The sequence below is a fragment of the Xanthobacter sp. DMC12 genome (genome assembly GCF_056314105.1).
On record NZ_JBQUYZ010000002.1, the window covers coordinates 40,672 to 59,838 of the forward strand.

Sequence of the window (19,167 nt, forward strand, 5' to 3'; positions counted from 1 at the left end):
CTCTTTGGTTGTTGAATTGATTATTTGCCGGCTTAGCTCAGGACGAGAATCTCACCCTCACCGCCAGCCAGCCGATTCCCCACCAGACGCACCGCGCGCCCGGAGAGACGCCCCCCGAACAGTGCCGCGAGTTCAGGCACCCGTCGGGCCAGCAGCTTCAGGGCGATGAAATCCTGCGGCCCCGCCTCGGCAAACCCCGGTGCCAAAGCCTCCGGCGCTGAGGACACAAGGATGGAGCCGCGTTTCATGCCACGTCCGGCACCGGGCCCCAGCCGCCCCGCCACAGCAAGTGTGCCGGCTAATAGACCATCCGCCGCACCCGCGCCGGCATCGCCGCCTACCAGGATCAGCCCGCCGCGCAACCGCGCCCCGAGACCTTCCCCGACCGTCCCGGCAATGGAAACCACGCCGCCACGCATGCCCTGCCGCTCGCCCGGCCTCGGTCCGCCCACTTGGTTGCCGGCATTGCCGAAAACCTCGATCCGGCCGCCGGTTAGGCCAGCCGCCAGTGCGTCGCCCGCATCGCCGGTTATGACGAGCCGCCCACCGCTCATGCCCGCCCCAGCGGCGACGCCGACGCTGCCCTCCACGCGCACCTCGCCCGTGGCAAGGCCGGCGCCGACGAAATCGAGCCGCGGGTCGCCGGTGATGACCACGGCTTCGTCCGTTCCGGCAGCGACCTCAAACAGATCGCCGATCCGGGCGATGCCCGCGCCGAAGGGAACGGTGCGAGCGGCCACATCCGCTGCGCTCGCGCCTTCAAACGCCCCGGGAAGAAGGCTCGATGCGTCCACCCGAGCGGTGAGGGGAGCCTTCAATGTCAGGCGGAAGCCACTCATCGTCCCGCCTCCTGCGCCGTGCCGGCAACCGGCGCCATCAGGTGATGCAGCTTGAAATGGAAGGGCCCGAGGTTGCCGCCGTAATTGCCGGCATCCACCGCCACCACCCCCCCGGCGGCGCCGAGACCGCAGACCGCCGTGATGCCCGCGCGCATGCTGTCCGCGACCTCACCCTCGCTGAGGCCGTCGATGACGATCTCGAGCACGCTCTCGACATCAGCCGGCAAAGCAGTCTTGGCGATGCCCCGCAGCGTCGGGCAGTAGGCGTCATTCGAGGAGGCGATCAGGCCGGCATATTTGGAGCCGACCTTGGAGCCAGAGCGCACCACACCGCCCGGGAAGGGCATGATGGCGCCGCGCACTTGGCCCATGGCCGCCACCGCGGCCTCCGCCGCGGCCAGCGCCGCCGGGCGCGAGCGGGCGAGAATGAGGAAGTTGCCGCCGCCCACCGCAGCGGTGGTGGAGCCGACGATCTCGTCGCAGACGAACTCGCCTTCCATCACCGGGATGCGCCAAATCCTGCTGCCGCCAAGGTTTTTCGACATCTGATGCCCGTCGCCGAAATAGCGCAGCGCCTTTCCGAGCGCGACCGCCGAGCCGCCCTCCAGACCGGAGTAGAGCGCGGAGGTGGGCGAGGTGAGCACGCATTGCCCGGCCCGGAGCGGCACGATCTTCTTCAGGTCCTTGAGGGACATGGCAAAGATGAGCACGGCATAGCCCGGGCGCCCGTCCGGTGTCTCGGCGGCGGGAATCTCCCGCTCGATAGCCGCCTCACAACCGCAACCGATCACCGAAGTCGCAAACCCGGTGAGGCTCGCCGCCGCGGTATGTGCCCAGCGCGGCGTATCGGCGGTGATGATGAGCCGGGTTCCCGCCATGGGAAACGCCTCGGCGAAGCTGTCGCGGATCTCGACGCCGTTGATGATGAGGGGGGCTGGTGCGCTCACGGCTTCAGCTCCACGATCTCGGGGCCCTGGCCGCCGCGGATTTCGCTGTCGGCGATCTGGTAATGGCTGGATTTGAGGCCCACCGCCTCGTCGAACCAGCGCTCCAGCCTCTTGTCCATCAAGGGGTCGGACGGGGGATGCACCGCATAGGTGCGCCCTTCGGTCAGCGCGACGATGTCGCCATTCACCACCACCACTTCGCCGTCCTTCATGACGAGGCGCGGGTGGGCGAACATGGCCTCGCGGTCAGCTTGGTCCTCGTAAAGCACCACATCCGCCCGGGCGCCGGGGCCAAGATGGCCACGGTCCTTGAGGCCCAGGGTCCGCGCGGGCGCGGCGCGGGTAACGACGGCGATCTCCTCAAGGGTGTACTCGCGGGAGATGCTTTCGAGCCGGGTATGGGCCCGCGCAGCCTTGTGGATCTGCCGCAGGTGGTGGTCGCGGAACGGCTTGTCCATCAACAGGCGGATGAGGTGCGGGTAGGAGGTGAAGGGACCGCCATTGGGGTGGTCCGTAGTGAGGTAGACCCGCCACGGATCCTCAATGAGCAGGAACAGCTCCAGCCCGATGGCCCATTGCAGCGCGTTCACGAAGGACGTGTCGCGATAGTTGAACGGCACCACGCCGCAGGCCGCGTCCATCTCGATGTCCATGCCAATCCACTTCTTCGGATCGGCGATCTTGTGATTTCGGTATTGCGACATGAGGTCGGCCGAGGCGGTCACCGTCTGGCCGAACATGATCTGGCCCACGTCCACCGAGATGTGCGGCATGGCGTTCACCGCCTCCGCGACCTCGGCGGCGCCGGAGGAGAAGTGGCGATCACCCTCGGTACCGTAGGAGTGGAACTGGATGTGGGTGAGGTGGAGCGGGAAGCCCTCCGTCGCACCCATGGTGGCGAGGGTCGTCTTCAAATTGCCGGGGATGCCGAGGTTGCAGCCATGCAGGTGGATCGGGTGGGGCACGCCCAGCTCCGTCACCGCCCGCTGCAGCGTGTTGAGAATGCGCCGCGGCGTGAGGCCGTAGAAGGGCCCGGCCTCGTCCAGATCGAGATTGCGGCCGTTGAACTTGAAGGCGTTGATGCCGCCGGGATTGACGATCTTGATGGCGCAGCTCTGGGTCGCCTTGAGCATCCAGGCGACGTAATCGTTCACCGCCTGCTGGCCTTCCCCCTGGGCGATCAGCCGCAGCAGGAAGTCGTCGTTGCCGAGCACCAGAAAGCCGCCGGTGTCGATGTTCGGGATGTCCGCCATCTCGAGATGCGCGTGGCGGGCATTGGCGCCCACCACGGCCGGCTCGAACACGGCCGTGTAGCCCATCTGCGAATAGCGGCAGCCGGTGGCGTGGGTGGTCGGCGCCGCGCGCCCGCCGCCGCAGCCGCAGAAATCGCCGAACGGCTCGGGGAAGAGGGCGCGGTCCTCGTTCATGAGGAGGCGGCCGAGGTTCACCTTGCCGCCCGCGATGTGGCTGTGCAGGTCGATGCCACCGGCGAGCACGATGCAGCCGGAGGCGTTCACCGTCTCCTCGCTGCCGCCCGGTCCCGGATCGGCGACGATGCGGCCGTCCTCGACCACCACGTCACGCACCTGGTCGATGATGCCGTTGGCGGGATCGAACACCCGCCCCCCGGTGACGCGCTTTCTCATGCGCCCCTCCCGAGATGGGCGAGGATGGCGGATGCCGCCTCGGCGACGCTGGGAAGCTCGGCGGGGCGCAGCCCCTGGAGCGGCAGGCAGACGACGGAATCCATGCGGAAGACATGCCCCGGATGATCGACGCCGGGGGTGCCGACGGGGATGAACACGTCCGGCTCGCGGGCAAACGACGTGTCGGGATGGGCGAGGACGATGATCGGGCCGGCGCTGAAGTCCGGCGGCGGATCGGGCCTGAAAGCGCTCGTGTGGAGCAGAAGGTCTGCGTCTTTCAAGGCGGTAGCCGTGGCGTAGAGGTCGGGCGCATGGCGGGACGTGCCGGCGCCGATCACGGTGCGCAGGGGATAGCCGAAGCGCCACAAAGCGAGCTGGTGGGCGCCGGTCACGTTGTCGCGTCCGCCCAGGGGCAACACCGCGGCGCGGGTGGTCGGCGACAGCAGGTCCACGGCTTCGGCGGCAGCGCCGGCGACAGCGGCCGCATCCGAAGCCGGCAGGGTCGCAGCATTCCAGGTGAAGACGCTGTAGCGGGCGGCGCGCAGCAGGTCCGCGAGTTCGGCCAGCGAGGCGCCGGCCGTGCCCGGAAGCACCTGCAGGGCGCCGATATCGCGGCCCGCCAAAGCCGACGCCAGCATCGCGGCTGCGGTGGCGACCTGTTCGGGCGGCAGGACGATTTCGCTCAGCTCATGGCCCGCGAGAACCTTGCGGGAGGCCTCCGAGAACGGCGCACCGATCATCACCACGCGCCGGCCGGATGGCGCGAACAGGGGCGCGGCGTCGCCACCCTCGCTCTTGCGCACGGGCATGATGCGCTCGAACAGGCGGCCGAAGCTCTGGGCGGGATCGTCGCCGAACACCACCAGCAGATCGCAGCGGTTCCTGACCTCGGCGAGCGTCGCCGCGATCCAGCCCCGACGGGCGAGGCGATCGAGATTGGCAAACAGGCCGCCCGACGCGGAATGATCGATGCTCGCGCCCGTCGCCATGGCGATGTCGTAGAGCCGCCGGTGCCCTTCGAGATCGGCCCCGAGGCCGGAGAAGACGGAAGAGCGCGCGACCTTCAGGTGGCCGGCGGCCGCTGCCGCCGCCTCGGCAAGGCTTGCGGGCGCGCCATTGATGCGGGGAGGAGGCGGAGGCGCATCGCCACGGGCCAGCAGACGGGAGGCATCGGCGCAGGCCTTGCGCGGCGTCACCACACGGCCGGCGACGGCCACCTCGATGTCGTCGCAGCCCAGGCCGCAAAAGCCGCACACCACGTCGCGCACGATGCGGGAGGCACCGGCTTCGGTCGTTTCACCCGATGACATGAGACTCACCCCTGCGCGGAAGAGAGGCCGCGCGGCAAGGCCGGCAGACAAAGGGCGCGCGGCGGCGCGGAGCCGGCTCCGGAACGTGGGACAATTGGGGAGAGAATAGAACTCAAGCGGTAACTGGCCATGGCTTTGCCTTGGGATTGACGGACCCAATCAAGACGCCGCGGCGGTTGCCCGCTTGTCGTTGCAGTGCGCTTCGGAAAATCCGTGCGCCATGCGTCTGTTCTTGGCGGGGAAGCTAACACAGCGAAGCGGGGCCGAAAACCCGTCACATGTGCGGCGCCTGCGAGAATGATTTGTGCGACGCGAAATGCTCTACTTGAAACAGGTGATTTCAGCTTCCGCCTGCGCCCGGCGAAGCTCCGCAATCGTGTCGTCGTATTGAGGTGTATTGCGGAAGATGTTCGCCGCCTGCCCCACGCCTTGCCGCATGGAGAGGATCGTCTCCGCCGCGACATAGTGATCATAGGGAAGGATCGAGGCGAGGGTATCCACGGAGCAGGAGCACCGCGCCATGGTCTCCCGGGTCTGGCCGTTGGCCGCCATGCAGCCGAACACGTAGTCCACGCGGGCGGAGGTGGGATAATCGTTGTCGCTGGCCGTCGCCGCAGTCGCCGCCCCGCCGAGGGCGAGCAGCAGGGCGCCGGCCTCAATGGCCCGTCGGATCATAGGCGATGCTCTCCTCCCACAGGGTGCCGCCCGGCGCGTCGGCCTTGATGGCCATGCGCACGATCTGGCCCGGCACGTCCGGCGACACCTCGAACGTATAGGCGAGGGTATCGAGCCCCCGCATCCGCACGGCATTGGGATCGCCCTTGAACGGCGCCACCGTGACGCGCCACCCCTTCACGGCCTGCCCACCCACGGTGAGGTCGGCGGCGGCGACCGTGGCCGCGTCGCGCAAAGCTGTGCGGATGGCGGTCTTGAAATAGCGCGGATTGCCCTTGAGCCGGCCGGACAGGTCCCCGAGGTGATTCTCAAGGAACAACAGCAGCATGGGGTTTGTGGTCACGCCCTCGAACGGGCCGGCGGCGTGGTGGCGCTCGGGCGTGAAGAAATCGACCTTCACGTCACGGGCATCGCCCCCGCTCGCGCTCGCCTCGATCATCAGCACCACGCGATCCTCGAAGCTGGCGCCCAGTTCAGGATCGGCCACCTTACGGGCATATCGATAGGTCAGCGTCTGGCCCGGCTTGGTACTGGCCAGCTGCGGATCCTCGAACAGCAGCGTCGCCGCATCGGGAGCGGCCTGCTGGGAGGCGGCATGCGCCTCGGCCCCGCTCGCCGCCTGGGGCATGACGAGGGCGCCGCCGGAAAACAGGGCCGCCATGAGGACGAGCCAGAGGCCCAACGCGCGACGCAGGCTCACGATGCGGCTCCTTCGGACGCCTTTTCCGGCGCTCCGCCGATGGTGCGATAGAGATAGTCCGGCGCGACCGCCGCAGCCTCCTCCGTCGCCAGCGCCTCGACGCGGGCGTGGAAGGGCGAGAGCGAGCAGGCGGGGTCGGTCGCCGCCGCATCGCCCACCAGAGCCATGGCCTGGCAGCGGCAGCCGCCGAAATCCATGTCGCGCCGGTCGCAGCTGCGGCACGGCTCGCGCATCCAGTCGGTGCCGCGGAAGGCGTTGAAGGCCGGCGAAGACCTCCAGATGTCACCCAGCGCGCGATCACGAACGGACCAGAATTCGAGATTCGGGATGCTCTCCGCCGCATGGCAGGGCAGCACCCGGCCCGTGGGGGTGACATTCAGCGTGCGCCGGCCCCAGCCCCCGGAACAGGGCTTGGGATAGCGGGCGTAATAATCCGGGATCACCATGTCGATGACGAGGATGCCCTCAAGGCGCCGCCGCGCCTCCTCCACCAGCGCCACCGAGCGATCCACGTCCGGCCGCGCCGGCATCAGCGCCGCCCGGTTCACATAGGCCCAGCCATAATACTGGGTGTGCGCCACCTCCAGCCGGCGGGCCTTCAGCGCCACGGCGAGGGCGATGATGTCCTCCACCTCGTGGATGTTGCCGCGATGGATGACGGCATTGAGCGTCAGCGGCAGACCGAGGTCCGTGACCTTCCGGGCGAATTCCAGCTTCGCCGCATGGCCGCCCTTGTAGCCGCCGATGCGGTCGCCGGTCTCGGCGCTCGCGCCCTGCACGGAAAGCTGCACGTGGTCGAGCCCGGCCTCCGACAGCGCGTCGATCATGCCCGAGGCACGGCCGATGCCGGAGGTGATGAGATTGGTGTAGAGCCCCTCTGCCGCGCAGTGGGCGGTCAGTTCCACGAGGTCCGGGCGCGCGGTCGGTTCGCCGCCGGAAAGATGGACGTGGAGGATGCCCAGCGCCGCCGCCTCGCTCAGCACCCGCTTCCACGTGGCGGTGTCGAGTTCCGCCTCGCGGCGCTCCAGCTCCAGTGGGTTCGAGCAATAGGGGCAGCGCAGCGGGCAGCGGTGGGTCAGCTCGGCGAGGATGCCGATGGGATGGCCGACCGGAGGCGCCGCCGCCGGGCGGGGCGCCTCGCGCACAGCGGCCTGGATATCGCTCGCGATCTCGCTCATGTCTCGATCACCCGGCGCGCGATGAGGCCGCCGATCATGTCCTTGACGTCATCGGCAATGACTTCGCGCTGCTCATCGTAGCGGGCGGCCAGGGCGTCCACGATCTCCGCGCAGGTGCGCTTCCCGTCCACCAGCTCAAGAACGGCGGCGGCGGTCTCGTCGATGTCGAACGCCCGCTCCGGCGCCAAAAGCACATGGCGGGACCGCACCTGATCGTATTTGAGCTTCACGCCGCGGGGCAGGCGCGGAACGTCGGTTTCCTCGGCGCGCATCTCATTCCCCAACGATGGCAACGCCCGGCCGCCACGCGCCCGGCGCGGGCCAGCCCGGCGCCACATAGGCGAGATAGAGCGCGTCGAGCTGCGCCCACAGCACCTCGGTCTTGAAGGTGAGGGCGCGGATCACGGCGCGTTGCTCGGCGGCCGTGCGGGCGTGCTCCTTCACGTATTCGAGGGCGAAGTCCGCATCCTTCGGCGCCTGGTCGAGGCGGCGGCGGAAATAGGCGACGACTTTCTCGTTGATGAAGTCGTAGTGCTCCAGCATCCCCGAGATGCGCTCGGCATGGATGCCCGGCGCGAACAGCTCGGTGAGCGAGGAGGCGACCGCCTCCAGCAGCGTGTTCTCGGCGACGAAACGCACATAGGCCTCCACCGCGAACTTGGTGGCCGGCAGCGCGCCTTCCTTCGAGACCACGTAGTCGCGGTCGAGGCCGAGGCCGTCGGTCAGCACCAGCCAGCGCTCGATGCCGCCTGAATCCTCGCCGAAACCGTCATGGTCGGTGATGCGGTGCAGCCATTCCCGGCGCAGTTCGCGGTCGTCGCAGCGCGCCATCAGGGCCGCATCCTTGCGGGGAATGGCGGACTGGTAGCAGTAGCGGTTGAGCGCCCAGGCGCGCACCTGATCCCGGTTCAGCCGGCCGGAATGCAGCAGTTTATGGAAGGGATGGAGGTTGTGGTAGCGCGTCGCGCCCACCGCGCGCAGTGCGGCCTCCAGACCCTCGGGCGACAGGGGCTCCTGCGGCGACGGCAGAGGCGGGAAATCGGCGGGAAGGTCGGCAGCTTCGGCCAGCACCCGGACGGCGGCTTGCGCGCTCATAGGGAGAACTCCATTCCGTCCCGGGCGACCGTCCAGCCAGCCGCTTCCATGGCGCGGTGCTCCTCGGAGCCATCAATCAGCGCGGGATTGGTGTTGTTGATATGGATGAACACCCGGCGCGCCACAGGCAGGTCGGCGAGGAGCGCCACCGTGCCGTCCGCGCCGGACATGGACAGGTGCCCCATGCGGGCCCCCGTCTTGGTGCCGATCCCGGCCGCGATCATCTCGTCGTCGCGGTAGAGCGTGCCGTCGAAGAACAGCAGGTCGGCGCCTGAGATGCGCTTGCGCAGGGCGTCGGTGACCGCGGCGCAGCCGGGGACGTAGACGAGGCGGCTGTCGGCCGAGGTGATTGTTACGCCCACCGTCGAGCCCGTCTCCTCGCCGATGACGAGGGAGGCGTCCTCGCGCCAGAGCGGCACCTTGCCGGGCACGGTGAAGAATTCCATGGTCAGCCCCGGAACCGGCGAGAAGGGGACTTCGAACGAAACCGGCTCCCGGCGCACCAGCGCCTTGGACACCACGTCGAAGACCTGATTCTGCTCAATGAGCGCGAGCGTGTCGGCCGTGCCGTACACCTCGAACGCCTGCTGCTCCCGCAGCGTCAGCAAACCGGCTATGTGGTCCACGTCACCATTGGTGAGGACGACGGCGCGAATGGGGCTGTCGCGGCCATCCACCCGAGGCTGAAGCGCCCGGGTCGCGGCGATCTGGGCCCGAAGATCGGGCGAAGCGTTCAGGAGCACCCACGAGGCGCCGTCCTCCGAGACGGCGATGCTCGACTGGGTTCGGGGCGTGACCCGTGGATCACCCTTCCATGCCAGTTGGCACACCGGACAGCGGCAGTTCCACTGGGGAACGCCGCCGCCGGCCGCTGAACCGAGAACGATCACCTGCATGACGCGACGGACGCTCCTGCCTAATCGTTCGCGGCTCCCGACCTCCGTCGATCAGAAATCGGCCGGCAGGTAAGCGGTGACTTCCATGCCGACGCAGACTTCGCAAACCTGGGGCTTGTTCCAGCGCATGATGCTTTCCTCCAGTGTTCTCTCACGACCCTCATAAGAAGATCATAAGAAATTGAAGTAGCGAGGTTTTTCGCTACAACGGAGTCAAATATTGGCAGCCGAATCCGTTCCCGCAAGTGAAATCTTTTGCTGCATTGCAATACTTCTAGAGCTCATCAATGCGCTGACGGTGCGGAGAGGTCGAGCATGAAGCCGCGCCCCCGCACGGTCGCCACCTGGGGGCCGCCGGCGCGGCCCACGGGCGCAAGCTTGGTGCGCAGGTAGCCCACATAGACGTCCACCACATTGAGCGAGGCGCCGCCCTGGCTGGCCCAGAGCCGGTCGAAGATCTCGCCGCGGGCGATGGGGCGGTTGGGGCTGGCCATGAGCAGGGCCAGGAGATCGGCCTCGCGCTCGGTGAGCCGCACATGCACCTCGCCGAACTTCGCGGTGCGGGTGGAGGGATCGAGCACCAGCCGCCCCGCCATGACGCGGTCGGCGTGGCTCTCGCCGAGGCGATGCAGGAGATGGGTGCGCAGCCGCGCCACCAGCTCGCCGAACACGAACGGCTTGACGATGTAGTCGTCCGCCCCGGCGCCCAGGCCCTCGGCGCGGTCATGCACCTCGTCCTTGGCGCTCAGGAACAGGATGGGGCCGGAATGGCCGGCGCTGCGCAGCGCCCGGCACACGTCGATGCCGGAGCCGTCCGGCAGCATCATGTCGAGCACCACGGCGCAGGGATTGTACTGACGTGCCGTCTCGAGGGCCTCATCGGCGCGGCCCACGACGGTCACGTCGAACCCCTCGGCGGAGAGGCCGCGGCTCAGCATGGCGCCGATGTCGCTGTCGTCTTCCACCACCAGGATGTTCATGGTTCCTCCTGTGCCCATCGGGGCTGTCCCGGACCATCGCATGGTCCGCGGGGCAGGGCTGTCGCGCAATGCCGGCAATCCAGCCGCTGGTCAAACCGCGGAGTCGGGCTCGTTCGCCGCCGATGCCGCGGCCTGCGGCAGGGCGATCGCCACCCGGGTGCCGCCCTGCGCCCCGTCCTCCAGTGTGATACGTCCGCCGTGCCGCGTCACCACCCAATCGGCCAGGGCCAGCCCCAGGCCGAATCCCTCGGCACCGCCGAGCCGCGCGCCGCGTGCGAAACGCTCGAACAGGCGCGCCCGCGCCTCAGGCGGGATGCCGCACCCGTCATCGGTGACGCTGACGATCTCGACGCCATGCCCGTCCGAATCCACGCCCCGTTCCACTGCCACGGAGATGCGGGTGAGGGGCCGGCCATGGCGCAAGGCGTTGTCGATGAGCCCTTCCAGCACCTGCCGCAGCCATTCCCGATCGGCATGCACGAGAAGGCCAGGCTCCGGGGCGTGCAGCACCAGCGCCACCCCCTGCCGCCGCGCCACCGGCTCCAGCCCCGCCACCGCATCGGCCAGCAGGGGCGCCAGCGGCGTATCCTGGAACACCAGCTCGATCTCGCCGCTTTCGGAGCGAGCCACCCGCAGCAGATCCTCCACCCGGCGGTGAAGCATGCCGGCGCGCTTGCGGATGGTGGTGAGCACCGTGCGGCTCAGTGCCTCCGGTATGGCTGGCGCCCGCTGGGTCACGTCGCACTCGCCGATGATGACGGTGAGCGGCGTGCGCAGTTCGTGGCTCACATCGGTGAAGAAGCGGCGGCGGGAGGCGTCGATGGCGGCGAGGCGGGCGTTCGCCTCGGTGAGGTCCACCGTACGTTCCGCCACCGTCTTCTCAAGCTCCGCCCGGTCCTGCGCCACCTTGCGCTCGCGCCGGGCCAGCAGGGCGGCCATGCGGTTGAAACGGGCCATCAGCACGCCCAGCTCGTCCCGCTGGCCGATGGCGAGACGGGCGGACAGGTCGCCGCGGCCGATGGCCGCGGCTGCCCTGTCGATCTCCCTCAGCCGGCCGAGCAGCGGCTGTGCCAGCGCGCGATACAGCACCAGCGCGGCGGCGAACACCGCCAGCGCAATGGCGACGGCGCCGATGCGCAGCCGGTCTGCCAATGCCAGCGCCTCCTCCCGGGCGGCCGTGACGCCCCGGCGCTCGCTTTCCACCAGCAGGGAAAGCGTCGGCCCCGCCGAGGCGGCGAACGCATTGAGGGAGCCGCGCACCCGGTCACCCCGACGCATGGTGTCCGGGTCACGGGTCGCGGCGGTGATCTGCCGGTCGAGGGAAATGAAATCCGCCCTGAGGCGGGCGAGCAGCCGTTCCTGCGGCCTGAGGCCGCTCGACAGCTCGGGCGCCGCCTGCACCGCCTTCACGGTCGAGGCCTCCAGCAGGGCGGAGACGCGGGAGCGGGCATCCTCGAGCCGCCCGGCGCCCGCGGTCGGGCTCTCGGTGGCGGCGATGGCGGCAAGGCCGTAGTCGGAGAGGCGCGCCGAAATCTCGGTCAGCACGTCGAGCCGTTGCTGGGCCGAGACCGCCGCCTCCAGCGCCCCGTCCACGGCACGCAGGGCGATGAGCACGCTGAGACCCGCGAGCACCGCAAGAATCGCCGTGGCGCCCGCCAGCGCGGCCAGTTTGAAACGGATGGATCGCATTCGCCCCGCCCGGCCTGTCTCCCGCCGGTGTCGCGCCACCACTGGCCCGCTCCGGCGCGGCGGAGCCTGCCACAATGCGGCGCACGGGCAAAAGGAAAAGGGACGCACGAAAAAGCCCGCCGCCGCAGGCGTCTGGCGCTGCGGCGGCGGGCTCCGTCGAAGATCAGTGGAGCGGCAGGTTCAGGCCTGGCCGGCCTGGAGACGCTCGGCTTCCGCCTGCAGGCGCTGCTGATAGAGCGCAGCGAAGTCCACCGGATCGATCATCAGGGGCGGGAAGCCGCCGTTGCGCACCGCGTCGGCGATGATCTGGCGGGCGAACGGGAAGAGCAGGCGCGGGCACTCGATGAGCACCACCGGCTGCAGGCTCTGCTCGGGGATGTTGAGGATGCGGAACACGCCGGCATAGACCAGCTCGAAGGCAAACAGGGTGTTGCCCTCGACGCTCGCGCCACCGTCGATCTTCAGCTCGACCTCGAACTCGCCGTTTCCGCCGGGCTTGGCGTTGACGTGGATCTGGATGCTGACGTCGGGCTGGGCCGGGGGAGCGGCAAGCGAACGCGGCGCGTTCGGATTCTCGAAGGAGAAATCCTTGATATACTGCGCGAGCACGTTCAGCGACGGCGCCGCATTCGGGTTGGGGCCGCCATTCTGCGAGGCCATGCGCATCTCCATCCGTGGGGTGTTGGGTCGGCCCCGCGGGCACGACCTGAAAGCGCGGCGCTGCTAGCACGCTTTCCGCCGCGGGTGCAAGGATGCGCACGGGTGAGGTCGGCCGCTCCTCAACCGGAGGCATGCCTCACGCGGCGAGTTGGGAGACGGGACCATGGACGAGGACAAGACCGGGCCGCGCAAGCCCCTGAGCGAGGCGGCGAAGCGCGCGCTGGCCGAGGCCGAGGCCAGGCGTGCGGCCATTGACGCCGCGCAGAAGGATCGGCCGAAAGAGATCAACGGCCGCAACGGCCCGGAGCCCGTGCGTTACGGCGACTGGGAAGTCGGCGGCATCGCCACCGACTTCTGAAGGCCCCTCAGCCGACCAGCGCGAGGCCGATGAGGCCGGCGATGCCCACCGCGATGCGCCACCAGCCGAACGGCGCATAGCCGTGCTTCGACACGAAATCGAGCAGCGACTTCACCACCACAACCGCCGCGCAAAATGCCGCCACGAAGCCGATGACGATGAGCAGGCCATCGTCCATCGAGAGGTTGCTGCGGTTCTTGTAGAGGTCGTAGGCGAACGCGCCGAACATGGTGGGCAGGGCGAGGAAGAACGAGAATTCCGCCGCCGCCCGCTTGTCCACGCCCATCAGCATGGCGCCGACGATAGTCGAGCCCGAGCGCGACATGCCGGGAATCATCGCGAGGCACTGGAAGAAGCCGATGATGAGCGCGATGTGCCAGGGCAGGCCCATGGCGTTGTTGTAGCGCGGTTCCGGAACCACCTTGTCGATGAACAACAGGATGATGCCGCCGAAGATGAGCGTGCCGCAGATGAGGGCGGGCGTCTCGAACAGCACGCTCTTGATGAAGCCGTGCGCCGCTGCGCCGATTACCGCCGCCGGCAGGAAGGCGATGAGGATACCGATGACGAAGCGCCGCGCGCCCGGATTGGTGGGCAATTGCTGGGCGACGCGGAGGAAGCGCTGAAAATAGACCGTGAGGATGGCGAGCACCGCGCCGAGCTGGATCAGCACCTCGAAGGTGTGGCCGTTGCTCTCGAAGCCGAGAAAGTGCCCGGCGAGCAGAATATGCGCCGTGGAGGAGACGGGGATGAATTCCGTCAGCCCTTCCAGCAGGCCGAGAACAAGCGCTTCGAGCATGTCGCCGAGAGTCATGGGAGAGAAAATCCGGGAGGCGGGAACAAGGCGGCCGCCATCCTCTCCGCTTGCCTTCGCGGGTGCAACGTGGCGCGCCGCTGCGGAAGGACGGGGCTGGGGCCATTGACGCGTTTCCGGCCACGCTGTGGCCGCATCGCAACAGAGCGGCAAATAGCCGAAGGGCAGGCCGTTGGCGGGCGCGCGGCATCGTTCATGATTCGCTCACCACGATTGGAATGCGAAATGCGAGAGCAGCCGGCCGCCAGCCCGCGCTGCAGCAGGGAGGAACCAATCGGAAAGGTTCGGCTTCTAATCATAGGCAACGCCGGGTGCCTCGCCCCCTCCCTTCGACCCCCGGCGAAATCGGCCCATGTATCTGCATCATCATCCCTTTTGCCCGCATTCCCGATTCGTCCGCCTGCTGCTCGCCGAATACGGCCTGGAGCCGGAGCTGGTGGAGGAGCGCGTGTGGGAGCGACGGCCGGGCTTCCTCGCGCTCAATCCGTCGGGGGAGACGCCGGTGATCGTCGAGGAGATGGCGGCCTCGGTGCCGGGCGCCTTCATCATCGCCGAATATCTCGATGAGACCCGGGGCCTCGCCCTCGGCGCCCACCGCCTCCTGCCGGAAGATCCGGCCGGCCGCGTGGAGGTGCGCCGGCTGACCCAGTGGTTCAACGAGAAGATGTACGTCGAATCCACCGAGCCGCTGGTGCGGGAGCGCATCCACAAGCGCTACATGACGCGCGAGCAGGGCGGCGGATCGCCGGATGCCACCTCGCTCCGGGTGGCGCGCGCCAATATACGCTATCATCTGAAATACATTGGCTGGCTGGCCAAGGCGCGCAAATGGCTCGCCGGCGAGAAGCTGAGCCAGGCCGACCTTGCCGCCGCCGCGCATCTCTCGGTGGCCGACTATCTGGGCGACGTACCGTGGGACGAGGACGAGCACGCGAGGGACTGGTACGCGCGGATCAAGTCGCGCCCGACCTTCCGCGCCCTGCTCACCGAGAGCATCCCAGGCATGCCCCCCTCCAAGACCTACGCGGACCTCGATTTCTGACGGACGCGGGCGGGCTGGAGGAGATCGTCCGCCGCCTCGCCCGTGACGAGGGGTTCGATGCCGTCGGCATCGCCCGGCCCGAGGCGGGTCTTCCCGCCGGGGAACGGCTCCGCGCCTGGGTCACAGACGGCGCCCATGGCGACATGGGCTGGATGGCCGAGACGCTGGACCGCCGCGCCGATCCCCTGACGCTGTGGCCGGACATGCGCAGCGTCATCATGCTCGGCCTCAATTACGGACCCGCCGAAGACCCCCGTGCCGTGCTGGCCCAGAGCAGCGCAGGCGCCATCTCGGTCTATGCGCGGGCCGAGGATTATCACGACATCATCAAGCCGAAGCTCAAGCGCGTCGCCCGCGCGCTGCTGGCGGAGGCAGGCAAACGCGGCGTCACGGCCGACGTGAAAGTGTTCGTGGATACCGCTCCGCTCATGGAAAAGCCGCTCGCCGCCGCCGCGGGCCTCGGCTGGCAGGGGCGGCACACCAATCTCATCTCGCGGGATTTCGGCTCCTGGCTGTTCCTCGGTGCCATCGCGACCACGCTGGAGCTTAAGCCCGACGCGCCCGAAAAGGACCATTGCGGCTCCTGCCGCGCCTGCCTCGACGCCTGCCCGACCGCCGCCTTCCCCTCGCCTTACGTCATCGATGCGCGGCGCTGCATCTCCTACCTCACCATCGAGCACAAAGGTCCGATCCCGGCTGAGCTGCGCCCGCTCATGGGCAACCGCATCTATGGCTGCGACGACTGTCTCGCCGCCTGCCCCTGGAACAAGTTCGCGCAAATGGGCCAGGAGGCGAAGCTCGCCGCGCGGGCCGAGAACGACGCGCCGCCGCTGGCCGAGCTGGTGGTACTGGACGACGCGGCCTTCCGCGCCCGCTTCCCGAAAAGCCCGATCAAGCGGGTGGGGCGCGACCGCTTCGTGCGCAACGTGCTGATCGCCATCGGCAATTCGGGAGATGCCGCGTTTCTGTCCCTTGCGGAGGCGCGGCTGGCGGATGAATCCGCTCTGGTCAGAGGTGCTGCGGTGTGGGCGCTCGGGCGGCTGGCGGACCGCGGGACGATCGCCCGCAGGGGCGCAGAGCGGGAGCCGGCGGAGACCGATCCGGCGGTCGCGGCCGAGTGGGCCGCAGCGACATCCGGGGCGTGAGACCCGCCGCCCATTTCCAATCCTAGCGTTTGCCGGTAGGATCAAAAGCTCACGGAACCATGAAGGGGGCGACAAGAGCTGGCGTCACGATCGCGTCGCGCCCACACGCGAAGATCGACGGCGACAGAACAGGCGACATGCACGAGCCCCGCAAGCTTTATGTGAAGTCCTTCGGCTGCCAGATGAACGTCTACGATTCCCATCGTATGGCGGACACGCTGGCGCGCGAGGGATACGTGGAGACGCAGGACCCGGCCGAGGCCGACCTTGTGATCCTCAACACCTGCCATATCCGCGAGAAGGCCGCCGAGAAGGTCTATTCAGAGCTTGGGCGCCTCAGGAAGCAGAAGCAGGAAGCCGGCTCCGACACCATGATCGCCGTCGCCGGCTGCGTCGCCCAGGCCGAAGGCGCCGAGATCATGCGCCGCGCCCCGGTGGTGGACGTCGTGGTCGGCCCCCAGAGCTACCACCGCCTGCCCGAGCTTCTGGCCGAGGCGAAGGCCGGCAAGCGGGTGGTGGACACCGAATTCCCCGCCGAGGACAAGTTCGATCACCTACCCGCGCCCACCCGCACCGCCACCCGCAAGCGCGGCCCGGCGGCGTTCGTGACGGTGCAGGAGGGCTGCGACAAGTTCTGCACCTTCTGCGTAGTGCCCTACACCCGCGGCGCCGAGGTCTCGCGTCCGGTCACGAAGATCCTCGACGAGGCCGCCCGCCTCCTCGACCAGGGCGTGCGCGAGATCACCCTCATCGGCCAGAACGTCAACGCCTTCCACGGCGAGGGGCCGGACGGCAAGGTCTGGAGCCTCGCCCGGCTCATGGAGCGGCTCGCTGAGATGGAGGGGCTGGCGCGGCTGCGCTACACCACCTCCCATCCTCGTGACATGGGCGACGACCTCATCGCCGCCCACCGCGACCTGCCGCAGCTGATGCCCTATCTGCACCTGCCGGTGCAGTCCGGCTCCGACCGGATTCTGGCGGCCATGAACCGCAGGCACGGCCGCGACCTGTTCCTGTCCCTCATCGAGAAGATGCGCACCGCGCGGCCCGACCTCGCCCTGTCCTCCGACTTCATCGTCGGATTCCCCGGCGAAACGGATCGCGACTTCGAGGATACGCTCGATCTGGTGCGCGAGGTCGGCTTCGCCAGCGCCTATTCCTTCAAGTACAGCGCCCGACCCGGCACGCCCGCCGCCGAGCACGAAGGGCAGGTGCCGGAAGAGGTGATGGCCGCGCGCCTCGAGGAACTGCACAGGCTGCTGGAGGCCTCCAAGACGGCCTTCGACGCCGCCTGCCGGGGCCGCACCTTCGATATCCTGCTGGAGAAGCCCGGCCGCCAGCCGGGCCAGCTCATCGGCCGATCGCCGTATCTCCAGAGCGTGGTGGTGAACGACCCGCCCGCCGGCATCGGCGAACTTCTCACCGTCACCATCACCGACGTCGGCCCGAACAGCCTCGCCGGCGTCCCCGCCGAAACGACCCCTTCCCCCGCCCATTCCCGGCCGCTTGCGGCCATGGAGGCCTGAGCTTGCGCAGATCCGGCAGCGACAACCGTGATCGTCCCCTTGCGGCCTCCGGCCAGCAGGCCTCTCCCGGCCCCGCCCGCGCGGCGGTGACGGCCCCCTGGGCCGATCCGGACGAGCCGGCCGCCGCCCATGTGGTGCTGGCCTTCGACGACAACCGGCTCGCCACCCAGCTGTTCGGCCATTACGGCCGCAACCTTGCCCTCATCGAGCGCAAGCTGGGGGTGAAGGCGGATTCGCGCGGCAACCACGTGACGCTGGAAGGCGAGCGCGATGCCTGCGAGCAGGCTAGGGCCGTGCTGGAGCACCTGTACGAGGCGCTGCGCAAGGGCCGCGACATCAGCCAGGGCGACGTGGACGGCGCCATCCGCGAAGTCACTTCGCAGGGCTCCCTCTTCGATTTCGACCCGGCCGAGCAGCGCCAGTCGTTCGACGAGATCCACCTGCGCCGCCGCCCGGTGCGCGCCCGCACCGCCGCGCAGGATGCCTATATCCGCGCGCTGAAGCGGCACACGCTCGTGTTCGGCAACGGCCCCGCCGGCACCGGCAAGACGTGGCTCGCGGTGGCCTACGCCGTCCATCTGCTGGAGCGGCGGATGGTGGACAAGATCATCCTCTCCCGTCCCGCCGTCGAGGCGGGCGAGCGCCTCGGCTTCCTGCCGGGCGACATGAAGGAGAAGGTGGACCCCTATCTGCGGCCCATCTACGACGCGCTCTATGACCTGATGGACCGCCCCTTCGTCGAGCGGGCCCTGCAGTCCGGCGAGATCGAGATCGCCCCGCTCGCCTTCATGCGCGGACGCACGCTCTCCAACGCCGCGGTGATCCTGGACGAGGCGCAGAATGCCACCTCCATGCAGATGAAGATGTTCCTCACCCGCCTGGGCGAGAACTCCCACATGATCGTCACCGGCGACCCGAGCCAGACCGATCTGCCCGGCGGGCAGATTTCCGGCCTCGCCGAAGCGGTGCGGCTGCTGGAAGGCGTCGAGGGCGTCGGCATCTGCCACTTCAAGGCAGAGGACGTGGTGCGCCACGAACTGGTGCAGCGGATCGTCTCCGCCTACGAGCGCCTGGACGCGGCCAAGATCGAAGCCGCCTCCGCCCGCCTCGCCGGCAAGGCCGGGAGCTGAGCCATGGTCGCGCCCGCCGCCATCCCGCAGGCTCCTGAGATCGACGCGGACATCGACGTCGCGCTGGAGGCCGAGGGCTGGTCCGTCATTCCGGACGCGGAAGCGGTCGCCATCCGCGCCTGCCGGGCGGCGCTGGCCGCCTGCGCGGAGGACGTGCCGGAGCCGTGCGAGGTGGCCATCACCCTCACCGACGACGCGCGCATTCGCGTGCTCAACCGCGACTGGCGGGACATGGACAAGGCGACCAACGTCCTGTCCTTCCCCCAGCCGGACCTGCCGGACGACATCGGCGCTCCCCAACCCCTCGGCGACATCATCGTCGCTTTGGAAACGCTCAGCCGCGAGGCCGAGGCGGAGGGCAAGGCGCCGGCCGACCATCTCGCCCATCTGGTGGTGCACGGAACGTTGCACCTCATGGGCTACGACCATCTCGAAGACAACGAAGCAGAGGAAATGGAGGCGCTTGAGCGCGACATCCTCGCGGGCCTGGGGATCGACGATCCCTATGGCCTGCCGCAGGACTGAAGCGACGGCGGC

21 protein-coding genes are annotated in these 19,167 nt (G+C 68.8%); 6 read left to right on the top strand and 15 right to left on the bottom strand.

Annotated features, from left to right (window positions below; genetic code table 11):
* Positions 1-32: 32 nt before the first annotated feature.
* From ACT535_RS08390 to secB, 14 genes are all read right to left on the bottom strand, one after another.
* On the bottom strand, positions 33-839 hold the full coding sequence (locus ACT535_RS08390) for a formylmethanofuran dehydrogenase subunit C (protein ID WP_476364043.1): 807 nt from the start codon (positions 837-839) through the stop codon (positions 33-35).
* A complete protein-coding gene (fhcD, locus tag ACT535_RS08395) occupies positions 836-1,786 on the bottom strand; it encodes a formylmethanofuran--tetrahydromethanopterin N-formyltransferase (protein WP_476364044.1) in 951 nt (316 codons plus the stop codon). Before fhcD ends, ACT535_RS08390 begins: the two co-directional genes overlap by 4 nt.
* Positions 1,783-3,432 (bottom strand): formylmethanofuran dehydrogenase subunit A, encoded by a 1,650-nt coding sequence (locus ACT535_RS08400; RefSeq protein WP_476364045.1) that lies wholly within the window; start codon positions 3,430-3,432, stop codon positions 1,783-1,785. Before ACT535_RS08400 ends, fhcD begins: the two co-directional genes overlap by 4 nt.
* Positions 3,429-4,742 carry a molybdopterin-binding domain-containing protein gene (locus tag ACT535_RS08405; RefSeq protein WP_476364046.1) on the bottom strand — a complete coding sequence of 438 codons (1,314 nt, stop codon included), beginning with the start codon at positions 4,740-4,742 and terminating at the stop codon, positions 3,429-3,431. Before ACT535_RS08405 ends, ACT535_RS08400 begins: the two co-directional genes overlap by 4 nt.
* A gap of 321 nt (positions 4,743-5,063) precedes the next feature.
* Positions 5,064-5,417 carry a hypothetical protein gene (locus ACT535_RS08410; RefSeq protein ID WP_168458703.1) on the bottom strand — a complete coding sequence of 118 codons (354 nt, stop codon included), beginning with the start codon at positions 5,415-5,417 and terminating at the stop codon, positions 5,064-5,066.
* On the bottom strand, positions 5,398-6,117 hold the full coding sequence (locus ACT535_RS08415; protein ID WP_476364047.1) for a hypothetical protein: 720 nt from the start codon (positions 6,115-6,117) through the stop codon (positions 5,398-5,400). The genes ACT535_RS08410 and ACT535_RS08415 overlap by 20 nt, the downstream gene beginning before the upstream one ends.
* Positions 6,114-7,295 (bottom strand): pyrroloquinoline quinone biosynthesis protein PqqE, encoded by a 1,182-nt coding sequence (gene pqqE / locus ACT535_RS08420; protein ID WP_476364048.1) that lies wholly within the window; start codon positions 7,293-7,295, stop codon positions 6,114-6,116. Before pqqE ends, ACT535_RS08415 begins: the two co-directional genes overlap by 4 nt.
* Entirely contained in the window at positions 7,292-7,567 is a 276-nt protein-coding gene (pqqD, locus tag ACT535_RS08425; protein ID WP_168458700.1) for a pyrroloquinoline quinone biosynthesis peptide chaperone PqqD, read from the bottom strand. The genes pqqE and pqqD overlap by 4 nt, the downstream gene beginning before the upstream one ends.
* A 1-nt stretch (position 7,568) precedes the next feature.
* Complete coding sequence (pqqC, locus tag ACT535_RS08430) at positions 7,569-8,390, bottom strand: pyrroloquinoline-quinone synthase PqqC (protein WP_476364049.1); 822 nt, start codon at positions 8,388-8,390, stop codon at positions 7,569-7,571.
* Positions 8,387-9,286 carry a pyrroloquinoline quinone biosynthesis protein PqqB gene (gene pqqB / locus ACT535_RS08435; protein ID WP_476364050.1) on the bottom strand — a complete coding sequence of 300 codons (900 nt, stop codon included), beginning with the start codon at positions 9,284-9,286 and terminating at the stop codon, positions 8,387-8,389. Before pqqB ends, pqqC begins: the two co-directional genes overlap by 4 nt.
* A gap of 51 nt (positions 9,287-9,337) precedes the next feature.
* Positions 9,338-9,415: a pyrroloquinoline quinone precursor peptide PqqA gene (gene pqqA / locus ACT535_RS08440; RefSeq protein ID WP_081437156.1), complete on the bottom strand. Its 78-nt coding sequence runs from the start codon at positions 9,413-9,415 to the stop codon at positions 9,338-9,340.
* A gap of 155 nt (positions 9,416-9,570) precedes the next feature.
* On the bottom strand, positions 9,571-10,266 hold the full coding sequence (locus ACT535_RS08445) for a response regulator transcription factor (RefSeq protein WP_168458698.1): 696 nt from the start codon (positions 10,264-10,266) through the stop codon (positions 9,571-9,573).
* Positions 10,267-10,356: 90 nt separating this feature from the next.
* A complete protein-coding gene (locus ACT535_RS08450; protein ID WP_476364051.1) occupies positions 10,357-11,955 on the bottom strand; it encodes a sensor histidine kinase in 1,599 nt (532 codons plus the stop codon).
* Positions 11,956-12,135: 180 nt separating this feature from the next.
* Positions 12,136-12,615 (bottom strand): protein-export chaperone SecB, encoded by a 480-nt coding sequence (gene secB / locus ACT535_RS08455; RefSeq protein WP_168458696.1) that lies wholly within the window; start codon positions 12,613-12,615, stop codon positions 12,136-12,138.
* A 163-nt stretch (positions 12,616-12,778) separates the two neighbouring features.
* Here secB and ACT535_RS08460 point away from each other — a divergent pair, with 163 nt between their 5' ends.
* Complete coding sequence (locus tag ACT535_RS08460) at positions 12,779-12,973, top strand: DUF1674 domain-containing protein (RefSeq protein ID WP_168458695.1); 195 nt, start codon at positions 12,779-12,781, stop codon at positions 12,971-12,973.
* 7 nt (positions 12,974-12,980) lie between these two features.
* Here the strand turns inward: ACT535_RS08460 and ACT535_RS08465 are convergent, their stop codons facing one another.
* Positions 12,981-13,787 (bottom strand): undecaprenyl-diphosphate phosphatase, encoded by an 807-nt coding sequence (locus tag ACT535_RS08465; RefSeq protein WP_476364052.1) that lies wholly within the window; start codon positions 13,785-13,787, stop codon positions 12,981-12,983.
* Positions 13,788-14,139: 352 nt separating this feature from the next.
* Between ACT535_RS08465 and ACT535_RS08470 the strand changes: the two genes are divergently transcribed.
* The 5 genes from ACT535_RS08470 (at position 14,140) to ybeY (ending at position 19,155) form a co-directional block, all read left to right on the top strand.
* Positions 14,140-14,829 (top strand): glutathione S-transferase family protein, encoded by a 690-nt coding sequence (locus ACT535_RS08470; RefSeq protein WP_168458693.1) that lies wholly within the window; start codon positions 14,140-14,142, stop codon positions 14,827-14,829.
* On the top strand, positions 14,826-15,974 hold the full coding sequence (gene queG / locus ACT535_RS08475; RefSeq protein WP_476364698.1) for a tRNA epoxyqueuosine(34) reductase QueG: 1,149 nt from the start codon (positions 14,826-14,828) through the stop codon (positions 15,972-15,974). Before ACT535_RS08470 ends, queG begins: the two co-directional genes overlap by 4 nt.
* A gap of 137 nt (positions 15,975-16,111) precedes the next feature.
* Positions 16,112-17,500: a tRNA (N6-isopentenyl adenosine(37)-C2)-methylthiotransferase MiaB gene (gene miaB / locus ACT535_RS08480; protein ID WP_476364053.1), complete on the top strand. Its 1,389-nt coding sequence runs from the start codon at positions 16,112-16,114 to the stop codon at positions 17,498-17,500.
* 86 nt (positions 17,501-17,586) lie between these two features.
* Positions 17,587-18,630, top strand: coding sequence for a PhoH family protein (locus ACT535_RS08485; protein ID WP_168458798.1), 1,044 nt, complete (start codon positions 17,587-17,589; stop codon positions 18,628-18,630).
* 3 nt (positions 18,631-18,633) lie between these two features.
* Entirely contained in the window at positions 18,634-19,155 is a 522-nt protein-coding gene (gene ybeY / locus ACT535_RS08490; protein ID WP_476364054.1) for an rRNA maturation RNase YbeY, read from the top strand.
* The last annotated feature ends 12 nt before the right edge of the window (positions 19,156-19,167 follow it).